10 protein-coding genes are annotated in these 12,268 nt (G+C 59.8%); 5 read left to right on the top strand and 5 right to left on the bottom strand.

Annotated elements, in window-relative coordinates; translation table 11 throughout:
* The coding region (locus tag ACIOU6_RS07790; RefSeq protein ID WP_401135174.1) for a ribosome modulation factor at positions 1 to 80 on the bottom strand (80 nt) is incomplete at its 3' end.
* A 529-nt stretch (positions 81 to 609) separates the two neighbouring features.
* Here ACIOU6_RS07790 and rlmKL point away from each other — a divergent pair.
* Both rlmKL and ACIOU6_RS07780 read left to right on the top strand, forming a co-directional pair.
* Positions 610 to 2,880 carry a bifunctional 23S rRNA (guanine(2069)-N(7))-methyltransferase RlmK/23S rRNA (guanine(2445)-N(2))-methyltransferase RlmL gene (gene rlmKL, locus ACIOU6_RS07785; protein ID WP_221732979.1) on the top strand — a complete coding sequence of 757 codons (2,271 nt, stop codon included), beginning with the start codon at positions 610 to 612 and terminating at the stop codon, positions 2,878 to 2,880.
* A gap of 144 nt (positions 2,881 to 3,024) precedes the next feature.
* Positions 3,025 to 5,415 (top strand): diguanylate cyclase, encoded by a 2,391-nt coding sequence (locus ACIOU6_RS07780; RefSeq protein ID WP_401135156.1) that lies wholly within the window; start codon positions 3,025 to 3,027, stop codon positions 5,413 to 5,415.
* A gap of 124 nt (positions 5,416 to 5,539) precedes the next feature.
* On the opposite strand, the gene dacB is transcribed toward ACIOU6_RS07780, so the two are convergent.
* Positions 5,540 to 7,000: a D-alanyl-D-alanine carboxypeptidase/D-alanyl-D-alanine-endopeptidase gene (gene dacB, locus ACIOU6_RS07775; RefSeq protein ID WP_221732977.1), complete on the bottom strand. Its 1,461-nt coding sequence runs from the start codon at positions 6,998 to 7,000 to the stop codon at positions 5,540 to 5,542.
* Between the two features lie 42 nt (positions 7,001 to 7,042).
* On the opposite strand from dacB, the gene ACIOU6_RS07770 reads away from it, so the two are divergent.
* On the top strand, positions 7,043 to 7,183 hold the full coding sequence (locus ACIOU6_RS07770; protein WP_221732976.1) for a hypothetical protein: 141 nt from the start codon (positions 7,043 to 7,045) through the stop codon (positions 7,181 to 7,183).
* A 51-nt stretch (positions 7,184 to 7,234) separates the two neighbouring features.
* A complete protein-coding gene (locus ACIOU6_RS07765) occupies positions 7,235 to 7,579 on the top strand; it encodes a YggL family protein (RefSeq protein WP_221732975.1) in 345 nt (114 codons plus the stop codon).
* A 57-nt stretch (positions 7,580 to 7,636) separates the two neighbouring features.
* Here ACIOU6_RS07765 and ACIOU6_RS07760 read toward each other — a convergent pair whose 3' ends face one another.
* The gene (locus ACIOU6_RS07760; RefSeq protein ID WP_401135152.1) at positions 7,637 to 8,827 is read right to left on the bottom strand and encodes a benzoate/H(+) symporter BenE family transporter; all 1,191 of its coding nucleotides are present in this window, start codon (positions 8,825 to 8,827) and stop codon (positions 7,637 to 7,639) included.
* Positions 8,828 to 9,098: 271 nt separating this feature from the next.
* Between ACIOU6_RS07760 and ACIOU6_RS07755 the strand changes: the two genes are divergently transcribed.
* Positions 9,099 to 9,863, top strand: coding sequence for a GntR family transcriptional regulator (locus tag ACIOU6_RS07755; protein ID WP_221732973.1), 765 nt, complete (start codon positions 9,099 to 9,101; stop codon positions 9,861 to 9,863).
* Positions 9,864 to 10,016: 153 nt separating this feature from the next.
* Here the strand turns inward: ACIOU6_RS07755 and guaD are convergent, their stop codons facing one another.
* The gene (gene guaD, locus ACIOU6_RS07750) at positions 10,017 to 11,321 is read right to left on the bottom strand and encodes a guanine deaminase (RefSeq protein WP_221732972.1); all 1,305 of its coding nucleotides are present in this window, start codon (positions 11,319 to 11,321) and stop codon (positions 10,017 to 10,019) included.
* A gap of 13 nt (positions 11,322 to 11,334) precedes the next feature.
* Positions 11,335 to 12,192, bottom strand: a complete 858-nt coding sequence (gene xdhC, locus ACIOU6_RS07745; RefSeq protein ID WP_401135150.1) for a xanthine dehydrogenase accessory protein XdhC — start codon at positions 12,190 to 12,192, stop codon at positions 11,335 to 11,337.
* Positions 12,193 to 12,268: the final 76 nt, after the last annotated feature.

The raw sequence follows: 12,268 nt of genomic DNA, 5'->3' as shown, positions 1-12,268 counted from the left end.
TCACGGGATTTTCCACCAACGCCATATTGATATCCGCGCAAAAATGCTCTTTCCAACGGATCACGCTTAAGTCTTCTCATAGGGTGTTTCCCTCACTTGTTGACTGTTCTTGACGCGTTGACCTCAACCGAGGTCTGGCAGAAAACTCCTGCCGTTGGCGGCTCGCTGCCGGCGTGGCGAGCCAAGGTGTTGACGCCGTTTCAACGTCAACCTGTGCTCAGTTCTAACCAATGAGTCACACCGATGGAATGATCGTTTTGTCATAAGCACGTAACAAAAATAGTGCTAATGCCATAAGTAACGACGGGTTTCATGCGCGTTCTTTAAGCAAACCCCGGTATGATCGGCTCCGCGCTGGATGATGGGTTTAATTCTTTAGTGAGAATGACCCACGTTTAGCGTCAGGTACTATTCGACGAAGGGTCGTTTTACGGCAATTTGTTTCACCACGTTTTTATCTGTCCTTGCATCTAAGCTCTTTTAACCCGAGCAGCGGGGATGGAATGGCACACCTTCGTGCCACGCGGGCGTTCTTTTAGAAAAGCGCCTGATTGAAAACCGGATCGGCAATGCGTTGCCGATTCACTAGCCAAAGGCTCTGGAAAAACCATGTCCGATTGTTTCGAACTCTTCCTCACTTGCCCCAAAGGCCTTGAAGGCCTGCTCATCGAGGAAGCCGTCGGGCTTGGCCTTGAAGAAGCCCGCGAGCACACGTCCGCCGTGCGTGGCATGGCGACCATGGAAACCGCTTATCGCCTGTGCCTTTGGTCGCGTCTGGCCAACCGTGTGCTGCTGGTGCTCAAGCGTTTTCCGATGAAAGACGCTGAAGACCTGTACCACGGCGTGCTCGACGTTGAGTGGCAGGACCACATGCTCAGCGACGGCACCCTGGCCGTTGAATTCAGTGGACACGGCTCGGGTATCGACAACACCCACTTCGGCGCCTTGAAAGTCAAAGACGCCATTGTCGACAAACTGCGTACCCCGCAGGGCGATCGCCCGAGCATCGACAAGCTGAACCCGGATCTGCGCATTCACCTGCGTCTGGATCGCGGCGAAGCCATTCTGTCCCTCGACCTTTCCGGCCACAGCCTGCACCAGCGCGGCTATCGCTTGCAGCAGGGCGCGGCGCCGTTGAAGGAAAACCTCGCGGCGGCGATTCTGATCCGTTCCGGTTGGCCGCGCATTGCGGCTGAAGGCGGCGCGCTGGCTGACCCTATGTGCGGTGTTGGTACGTTCCTCGTCGAAGCCGGCATGATCGCCGCCGATATGGCGCCGAACCTACGTCGTGAGCAGTGGGGCTTCACCGCGTGGCTTGGTCATGTGCCGGCGCTGTGGAAGAAACTCCACGAAGAAGCTTCCCAGCGTGCCGCTGCCGGTCTGGCCAAGCCGCCGCTGTGGATTCGCGGTTACGAAGCGGACCCGCGCCTGATTCAACCGGGCCGCAACAACGTTGAACGTGCGGGTTTAAGCGAGTGGATCAAGATCTACCAGGGCGAAGTCGCGACGTTCGAGCCGCGTCCGGATCAGAACCAGAAAGGTCTGGTGATCTGCAACCCGCCGTATGGCGAGCGTCTGGGTGACGAAGCCAGCCTGCTTTACCTCTATCAGAACCTCGGCGAGCGTCTGCGTCAGGCCTGCCTGAACTGGGAAGCGGCGGTGTTCACCGGCGCGCCGGATCTGGGCAAGCGCATGGGCATTCGCAGTCACAAGCAGTATTCGTTCTGGAACGGTGCGTTGCCGTGCAAGTTGCTGTTGATCAAAGTGCTGCCGGATCAGTTTGTCACCGGTGAGCGTCGCACACCGGAACAGCGTCAGGCCGAGCGTGAGCAAGCGGCTTACGATCAAACCCCGGACGAGCCGCAAGAGCGCAAATTCAACAAAAACGGCAATCCGATCAAACCAACGCCAGCCCCGGCGCCAGTGATCGAGCAGCCGCGCTTGAGCGAAGGCGGGCAGATGTTTGCCAACCGTCTGCAAAAAAACCTCAAGGCCATGAGCAAGTGGGTCAAGCGCGAAGGTATTGATTGCTACCGCGTCTACGATGCCGACATGCCTGAGTATTCGATGGCCATCGACCTGTACCACGATTGGGTGCATGTCCAGGAATACGCGGCGCCGAAGTCCATCGACCCGGAAAAGGCCTCGGCCCGCATGTTCGATGCCCTGGCGGCGATTCCGCAGGCACTGAACGTCGACAAGAACCGCGTGGTGGTCAAGCGCCGCGAACGCCAGAGCGGCACCAAGCAGTACGAGCGCCAGAGCGCACAGGGCAAGTTCAACGAAGTCAGCGAGGGCGGCGTGAAGTTGCTGGTCAACCTCACCGACTACCTCGACACCGGCCTGTTCCTCGATCACCGGCCGATCCGCATGCGCATTCAGAAAGAGGCCGCCGGCAAGCGCTTCCTCAATCTGTTCTGCTACACCGCGACGGCCAGCGTCCACGCGGCCAAGGGCGGTGCGCGCAGCACCACCAGCGTCGACCTGTCGAAGACTTACCTCGATTGGGCGCGTCGTAACCTGTCGCTGAACGGCTACTCGGACAAGAACCGTCTGGAGCAGGGCGATGTGATGGCGTGGCTGGAGAGCTGTCGGGACGAGTACGACCTGATCTTTATCGATCCACCGACCTTCTCCAACTCCAAGCGCATGGAAGGGATTTTCGACGTGCAGCGTGATCAGGTGCAGTTGATCGATCTGGCCATGGCTCGCCTGGCGCCGGGCGGCGTGCTGTACTTCTCCAACAACTTCCGCAAGTTCGAGTTGGAGGAGAATTTGACCGAGCGTTACGCGGTCGAGGAAATCAGCGCGCAGACCCTTGATCCGGATTTCGCCCGCAACACCAAAATCCACCGCGCCTGGAAAATCACGGCTCGTTGACGCTTGGAAAGATTGGATCCACAGAGCCTTGATTTTTAAAGGCTCTTGGATTCTCTCAGTGCTAGCCAAATTAGTGGCTAATAGCTATAACTCACTCATGACCAATGGCGTTTTCCCGCAATAGTGGCGTAGTGAGTGGCCCTTATGTCGTTGCACCCCGTGCGCCCGAAGATTCTGGGTTTCATCAGCGAAGACGTCTCGGCCTGGCTGGTCGCGATGCTGGTATTGCTCGCCGGCGGGATTCTCACGGGGCTGCTTGCCTGGGCGACCCTCAATCAGTTGCAGCAACAATTGCATCAGCGTTTTCAACTGCTGGCCAATGAACGCTACAGCCGCATCGAAGAGCGCTTTCAGGATCAGGAACAGCGCCTGGACGGCTTGCGTCGCTTCTTCGTCAATTCCCAATCGGTGTCCCGCGCCGAGTTCGATGGTTATGCCAAACCCCTGCTGTTGCGCACTCAAGCCTATTCCTATGCCCCTCGCGTGCCGCGTGCACAGCGACTTGCGTTGGAGCAGGCGGTTCGTGACGAGGGCTTGAGCACTTTTACCTTTCGCGAACTGAGCGCTGACGGCCAGTTGCAAGTGGCGGGGGATCGCGACGAGTACGTACCGGTGCTCTACACCCAGACCCAGAGTCGCTTGCCGACCCCATTGGGTTATGACCTGCTGGCGCAGCCGCTGCGCCGTGCAACGCTGGAGCGCGCCGATCACACCGGCCATATGGCCGTCTCGCAACCGTTGAATCTGGTCAGCATCGAGCCGGCCTATGCGCGGGGAGTATTGCTGCTGGCGCCGATCAACCGCGCAGGTGCGCCGGGCGGATTGCCGCAAGGCTACGTCATGGCGGTGATCAGCATGCGTCAGTTGCTCGCGGACGGGTTGCCTGAAGAAAACCATGACTTCCTGACGGTGCGCATTCTCGACCTCTCCACTGCCGAGCAACATGAGGTGTTGTACGATTCGGCGAACAAACCCGGGGCGAGCGATCTGTCGTCGACCCGCCTGTTGCGTCTGGCTGACCACGACTATCAGGTTGAAATGCAGCCCAGCGAAGTGTTCCTGCAGGCCAATCACTCCTCCATCAGCAGCCTGGTGGTACTGGGGGCGATGCTCAGTCTTTTGCTCAGTGCCTTGCTCTACGTGCTGGTCAGTCAGCGTCAGCGAGCCCTGCACCTGGTCGAGCAGCGCACCCGGGAACTGCATGCCCGCGAGCAGGAACTGCGCGGCGCCCACGGCCAGTTGCGTGGCGTGCTGAATGCCGCCACGCAAGTAGCGATTATCGCCACTGATTTGCGCGGCGTGATCAACACCTTCAACCCGGGCGCGGAACAGATGCTGGGCTACAGCAGCGCCGATGTCGTCGGCCACATGACCCTGGAAAACCTGCACCTTTCGCGTGAGTTGACGGCGCGCTCTGCCGAGTTGAGCGCGCGCTATGGCAAGACCATTCCGACCTGTCAGGCGATGTTGGTCGAGGGGGGAGAAGTGGGCGGTCACGAAGCGCGCGAATGGACGCTGGTGCGCCACGATGGCAGTCATTTGCCGGTGAACATGCTCGCAACACCGGTTCTCGATGAGCAGGGCCTGTGGGTGGGGCATCTGGCGATCTGCATCGACATCACCGAACGCAAGCGGGTGCACGAGGCTCTGGCGGCGCGGGACGTGTTGTTAAAGAAGCTCAGTGCCCATGTCCCGGGCGGCATCTATCAATTCAGAATGGAGTTCGGTGGGCGTTTCAGCGTGATCTATGCCAGCGACGGCATCCGGGAAATCTACGAACTTGGGCCGGACGTGCTGTTGCTCGACGCCGAGGCGATCTTTTCTCGCATCCACCCGCAGGACATCACCCGCGTGCGCAAATCGATTCGTGCTTCGGCTGAAAACCTCAGCCCATGGCGCGAGGAGTACCGCGTGCAGTTACCCGAGCGCGGCCTGCGCTGGGTTCGCGGTGAAGCGACGCCCGAAGAGCTGCCGGGCGGAGGCGTGCTGTGGCACGGCTACATTTCAGACATCTCCGACCTCAAGCGAGTGCAGGAGGAGCTGCGAGCACTGTCGGTGACTGATTCTTTGACTGGCATTCACAACCGTCGCTACTTCCAGGAACGACTGACCACCGAAATGGCCCGGGTTGAGCGGGGTGGGGGGGAGCTGTCGGTGATCATGCTCGACATCGATCATTTCAAGCGCATCAACGACCAGTATGGTCACGCGGTGGGCGATCGGGTGCTGCAAGCCGTGTGCGAGCGTATTGGCCACCGGTTGCGGCGTACAGATGTGTTTTGCCGGTTGGGTGGTGAGGAGTTCATGGTGCTGTGTCCGGACATCGACGGCGAACACGCGTACAGGTTGGCCGTGAAGTTGTGGCAGGGCCTTCGCAGTGCGCCGGTGGATGTGGTTGGCGTGGTCACCGCGAGTTTCGGCATCGCCAGTTGGCGACCGGGAGAGGGTGCAGATTCGCTATTGCTGCGCGCGGATTCAGGGGTTTACGTGGCGAAGCAGGGCGGGCGGGATCGGGTTGAGCGGCAGATGAATTAAACCAGTGGGCGCTAATCCCCTGCGGGCGCGGGCTTGCTCGCGTAGGCGCAATGTCAGCCAATAGCGTTCTGACTGAACTGACGTCTTCGCGAGCAAGCCCGCTCCCACGGGTTAGGCGGTCTGCTTACAGTACGGAAGCCGCCTGCGCCGTCTTCGGCTGGCGATACAGATCCAGCAGTACCTGATCCAGCACCGATGACGCACCAAACGGCGCCTTGTCATTGAGGATCGCCACCACCGCCCACGTGTTGCCGTTGACGTCGCGACTGAAGCCTGCAATCGCCCGTACGGTGTTCAGAGTGCCGGTTTTGATGTGGGCTTCGCCGCGCATGGCGGTGGTCTTCAGGCGTTTACGCATGGTGCCGTCGGTACCGGCGATTGGCAGCGAGCTGATGTATTCGGCGGCGTACGGGCTGTGCCAAGCCGCTTGCAGCATGTTCGCCATTTCACGGGCGCTGACCCGTTCGGCACGGGACAGACCAGAGCCGTTCTCCATGACCAGATGCGGCGCGGTGATGCCTTTCTTCGCCAGCCACTGACGCACTACGCGCTGGGCTGCCTTGGCATCGTCACCGTCGGCGTCGTTGCGGTACTTCTGGCCCAGGCTCAGGAACAACTGCTGGGCCATGGTGTTGTTACTGTATTTATTGATGTCGCGGATGATTTCCGCCAGGTCCGGCGAATAAGCGCGGGCCAGCAGTTTGGCGTTGCTCGGGGTGGACGCCAGACGATTCTTGCCCTGAATGCTGCCACCCAGCTCTTTCCAGATCGCCCGAACGGCGCCTGCGGTGTAAGTCGCGTGGTCGAGCAGCGACAGGTAAGTCTGCGAGCTGCAACCGTCACCCAATTGGCCGGCGACGGTCACGGTCACGCTGCCATCGGCCTGCGGCACCGGGTTGTAACGCACACCGCCGGTGCATTGCTTGGAATTGAGGGCTTTGACGGTGTTTTCGATGTGGATGCTGGCAATCGGCGGTTCCACCGAGATCAGCACCCGGCCACCGTCATTGCGCGCCACGAAGCGCAAGGCCTTTAGGTTGACCAGCAGCGAATCGGGCTTGACCAGAAACGGCTTGTTCTGGTCGTTGCCGTCATCATTGAATTCCGGCAGTTGTGGCTGCACGAAGAAGTTGCGGTCCAGCACCAGATCACCGGTGATCTGAGTCACGCCGTTGGCGCGCAAGTCGCGCATCAGCAGCCAGAGTTTTTCCATGTTCAGCTTGGGATCGCCACCGCCCTTGAGGTACAGGTTGCCATTGAGGATACCGCCGCTCAGGTCGCCGTCGGTGTAGAACTCGGTTTTCCATTGGTGGTTGGGGCCGAGCATTTCCAGCGCCGCGTAAGTCGTGACCAGCTTCATGGTCGAGGCCGGGTTGACCGATACGTCAGCATTGAACACGGTCGGGGTACCCGGGCCGTCGAGCGGCACCATCACCAACGACAAAGCGCTGGGCTGCAATTTGCTGGCCTTGAGCGCTTTTTCGACGTTGGGGGTGAGGGCGGTATTGATAGTGGCAGCAGAAACAGGCAGGGCCAATGGCAGAAGAAGGCCGGCGAGAAATAGAGGACGCAACGATTTGATCATATGAAATAAAACCCTACAGCCGAGGGGAAAAAAGGCGAGGACATGGATGAAAAAGCCCTCAGTGGTCATGAAAGTGTCGGCATTATGCCCCAAGGTGTTGCCGCTTGTGCCGTGCTGGAGGCGGCCAACAGGTTATTTTTTTACAGGCGGTCGGCCGCTGTGTCCACAGAGGCGGGCAATTGACGTTTTAAACTGGTAAAGTGCCGGCCGTTATTACTTAAGAGGATTGTTCCAATGGCGACTAACCGTTCCCAGCGTCTGCGCAAAAAACTGTGCGTTGATGAATTTCAAGAGCTGGGTTTCGAACTGAACCTGGACTTCAAAGAAGACTTGTCCGAAGAAGCCATTGACGCGTTCCTCGAAGCCTTCATCAAAGAAGCCATGGAAGCCAACGGTCTGGGCTATGTCGGCGGCGACGACTTCGGTCTGGTATGCCTGCAGAAGCGTGGCTCGGTCAACGAAGAGCAGCGCGCTGCTGTTGAAGCCTGGTTGAAAAACCGTTCCGAGCTGACCAAGGCTGAAATCAGCCCGTTGCTGGACGTGTGGTATCCGGAAAAGCCGATCAACACGGCCAAGTGATACTGAAAAACGGCGACCTACGGGTCGCCGTTTTTCTATCTGCCAAAAAGGCCGGGCTTAGGCTTTGCGCCAATTCAGAACCAGCAGTGTCACAACCCCCGCCACAATCCCCCAAAACGCCGAACCGATGGAAAACAGCGTTAGCCCCGACGCCGTCACCATAAAGGTGATCAGCGCCGCCTCACGTTCCTTCACTTCGCTCATGGCGATGCTCAGCCCGTTGATGATCGAGCCAAACAGTGCCAGCGCAGCAATAGACAGCACCAATTCTTTGGGTAGTGCCGCAAACAACGCCGCCAATGTGGCGCCGAATACCCCGGCAATCCCGTAGAAAATCCCACACCACACCGCCGCGGTGTAGCGCTTGTTGCGATCTTCATGGGCGTGTGGCCCGGTGCAGATCGCCGCGCTGATGGCGGCGAGGTTGATGCCGTGGGAACCGAACGGCGCCAGCAGCAGCGAGGCGATGCCGGTGGTGGTGATCAGCGGCGAGGCCGGGACGGTGTAGCCGTCGGCGCGCAGTACGGCGATGCCGGGCATGTTCTGCGAGGTCATCGCCACGACGAACAAGGGAATGCCAATGCTGATGGTCGCCGCCAGCGAGAAGTGCGGCGTGGTCCATACCGGTGTCGCCACTTCCAAGTGAAAGCCACTGAAGTCCAGCAGCCCCATAAAGCCCGACAGCGCAGTGCCAATCAGCAGTGCGGCGAGCACCGCGTAACGCGGCGACAGGCGCTTGACCACTAGATAGGTGAAGAACATCCCCAGCACCAAGCCGGTGCGATGTTGCGCGGCGACGAAGATTTCGCTGCCGATTTTGAACAAAATCCCCGCCAGCAACGCCGCGGCCAGCGACGCCGGGATCTTTTTCACCAGGCGTTCGAAGCTGCCGGTCAGGCCGCAAATCGTCACCAGCACCGCGCAGGTGATGTAGGCGCCAATGGCCTCGCCATAGGTGACACCGCCAAGGCTGGTGATCAGCAGCGCCGCACCGGGCGTCGACCAGGCGATGGTGATGGGCGTGCGATAGCGCAGCGATAGACCGATCGAGCACACCGCCATGCCGATCGAAATCGCCCAGATCCACGAGGAAATCTGCCCGCTGCTCAAACCCGCCGCTTGCCCGGCCTGGAACATCAGCACCAGTGAACTGGTGTAGCCGGTCATCATCGCGATAAAACCGGCGACGATGGCCGATGGCGAAGTATCGGCGAGAGGGCGCAGCCGGGTGTAGGTGGCGTCGTTCATGACGGCGGTGTTCCTTATACAGATGAAGATGTCCGCAATTACCCTGAACCCCTGTGGGAGTTGTGTTCTGGCTGCGGATTCTGCGAACAAGCCTAAACTCAAACGTAACGGATCGTTGCAATACAGCCGAGGTCACAAACAGCCATACAGTCGTGCTGCCACCATCCATTGTGTACAATCGCGCTGTTTTTTACGCGATACTTGCCAGCGACCTACTGTGCCGTATTACAGTCACGGTCTATTCGCCGCAGTTCTCCCGACTCGAGTGCCCATGAACGAACAGTTGCAACCCCTCAAGAAACAACCGCGAGCAGGCAAAGCCGGCCGCAGCGGCACCCAGGACGATATTGTCTATGCGCATATCTTCGAGGCCATCCTCGAACAGCGTCTGGCGCCCGGCACCAAGTTGAGCGAAGAAGCGCTGGGGGAGATCTTCGGGGTCAGCCGCACCATCATTCGCCGCGCGCTGTCGCGTCTGGCCCATGAAGGCGTGGTGCTGTTGCGACCCAACCGTGGCGCCGTGGTTGCCAGCCCGAGCGTTGAAGAAGCCCGCCAGGTGTTCATGGCACGGCGTCTGGTCGAGCGTGCGATCACTGAACTGGCGGTGCAACACGCCACCGCCGAGCAGATCGCAGAACTTCGTCAGATGGTCAATGACGAGCGCGACAGCTTCTCCCGTGGTGATCGCGGCGCCGGTATTCGTCTTTCGGGTGAGTTCCATTTGAAACTCGCCGAAGCGGCAAAGAACGCCCCGCTGATCAGTTTTCAGCGCAGCCTGGTCTCGCAGACCTCGCTGATCATTGCCCAGTATGAAAGCGGCAACCGCTCGCATTGCTCTTACGATGAACACACCCAACTGATCGACGCCATCGAAGCGCGCAACGGTGAACTGGCGGTGGACCTGATGATGCATCACATGGACCACATCGACAGCAAGCTCAACCTCGATGAGGAAGGCGCTTCGGATGATCTGCATGCGGTGTTCTCGCATTTGTTGCAGACCAAGAAGCCGGGGCGTCCTGCGGCCAAGCTCTAAAGTAGACCGAGTCGCTCCCTTCGCGAGCAGGCTCGCTCCCACAGGGGAATGCATTTCAAATGTGGGAGCGGGCTTGCTCGCGAAGGCGTACTGACAGGCAATAAAAATCCCCCGGGGTGAGCACCTCCGGGGGATTTTTTATGCCTGAAAGACTTAGCGCTGATGCACCAAAGCACCCGCCGCATACGTCTGCTGCACCGTCCGGTCATCGCCCAGTGTCATCAACACAAACAACGTTTCGGCAATGTTGTTGGCCTGCTTCAAGCGATAGCTCAGCAGCGGCGTGGCGTTGTAGTCGAGCACCAGGAAGTCGGCATCGCTGCCCGGTTTCAGGTTGCCGATCTTGTCTTCCAGGCGCAGTGCCCGCGCGCCGCCCAGCGTCGCCAGGTACAGCGACTTGAACGGACTCAAACGCGCACCTTGCAGTTGCATCACTTTGTAGGCTTCGTTCAAGGTTTGCAGCAGCGAGAAACTGGTGCCACCGCCGACGTCAGTACCGAGGCCGACGTTCAGCTTGTGCTTCTCGGCCATCGGCAGGTTGAACAAGCCGCTGCCGAGGAAGAGGTTCGAGGTCGGGCAGAACGAGATCGCCGAGCCCGTTTGCGCCAGACGCGCGCATTCGTCGTCGCACAGGTGCACGCCGTGGGCGAATACCGAGCGCTCGCCGAGCAGTTTGTAGTGATCGTAAACGTCCAGGTAGCCCTTGCGCTCCGGGAACAGTTCCTTGACCCACTCGATTTCCTTGAGGTTCTCGCTGATGTGGGTCTGCATGTACAAATCCGGGTATTCGGTCAGCAGTTGCCCCGCCAGTCCAAGCTGTTCCGGGGTACTGGTCGGAGCGAAACGCGGGGTGACCGCGTAGTGCAAGCGGCCCTTGCCGTGCCAGCGCTCGATCAGCGCCTTGCTTTCGACGTAGCTCGATTCGGCGGTGTCGGTCAGGTAATCCGGCGCATTGCGATCCATCATCACCTTGCCGGCGATCATGCGCAGATCGAGCTTCTCGGCTGCCTCGAAGAACGAGTTCACCGACTGCGGATGCACGCTGCCGAACACCAGCGCGGTGGTGGTGCCGTTGCGCAGCAACTCTTTGATGAAAATGTCGGCGACATCGTCGGCGTGGCCCTTGTCGCCGAATTGGCTTTCGCACGGGAAGGTGTAAGTGTTGAGCCAGTCGAGCAGTTGCTCGCCGTAGGCGCCGACCATGCCGGTTTGCGGCAGGTGGATGTGAGTGTCGATGAAGCCCGAAGTGATCAGCGCGTCCTGATACTGGGTGATCTCGATGTCCGCCGGCAGGGTCGGCAGCAGTTCGCTGGCGTGGCCGAGGGCGCTGATCTTGCCGCCATCGACCACCAGCAGGCCGTCCTCGAAATATTCGTAGGAGGCTTCGATCCCGACTTCGGCGGGGTCGGCAATGCTGTGCAGGATGGCGGCGCGGTAGGCTTTGCGAGTCAGAGGCATGAGGGTTCTCTAATCAATTTGAGGCTTTGAGTTTGGCGGCCTGAGTGCGGCGCGATACGGGCAGCAGTTTGGCAATCGGTTCGGCGCTGGCGGTGTGCTGGCCGAAGTTGGCGTTATAGGTGGCGATGATTTCGCCGGCGATGGAGATGGCGATTTCCACAGGCAGTTTGCCTTTGACTTCGCTGATGCCCATCGGGCAGCGCATGCGTTGCACGACGCTGGCGTCGAAACCGCGGTCACGCAAACGGTGTTCGAACTTGGCGCGTTTGGTCTTCGAGCCGATCAGGCCGAACCAGGTGAAGTCATTGCGCTTGAGGATCGCGGCGGTCAGCTCCAGATCAAGCTGATGGTTGTGGGTCATGACGATGCAGTAGCTGCCGGCGGGCAGGTCATCGATTTCATCCACGGGCTCTTCGGCGACGATTTTACGCACGCCGTGGGGGATCTGTTCGGGGAACTCCGCCTCCCGCGAATCGATCCAGCGCACCCGGCACGGCAGGCTGGCGAGCAACGGCACCAAAGCACGGCCAACGTGGCCGGCGCCGAACACGGCGATTTGCGCCTGCACCTGGCCCATCGGTTCGAACAGCAACACGGTGGCGCCGCCGCAGCACTGGCCGAGGCTAGCGCCGAGGCTGAAGCGCTCCAGATGTGTGTCTTGCTTGCCGCTGGCGAGCATGTCGCGGGCGATCTGCATGGCTTTGTATTCCAGATGCCCGCCACCGATGGTGTCGAAGCTCTGGTTCGCGCTGATCACCATCTTCGAGCCGGCATTGCGTGGCGTCGAGCCGAGTTCTTCGATGATCGTCACCAGAACGCAGGCTTCACCTTGGTTCTGCAGGTCGGCGAGGGCGTCGATCCAGTTGTACATATTCACCTCGACATCTGTGTTGTCTGTTCAGTCGTCTTCGCGAGCAAGCCCGCTCTCACATTTGGAATGCATTTTC

It is taken from the genome of Pseudomonas sp. NPDC087615 (genome assembly GCF_044743445.1).
GTDB classification, from domain to species: Bacteria; Pseudomonadota; Gammaproteobacteria; order Pseudomonadales; family Pseudomonadaceae; genus Aquipseudomonas; species Aquipseudomonas baetica_A.
The sequence above is the reverse complement of the archived record's forward strand: the minus strand, read 5'-3'. Positions and strand labels throughout refer to the sequence as shown.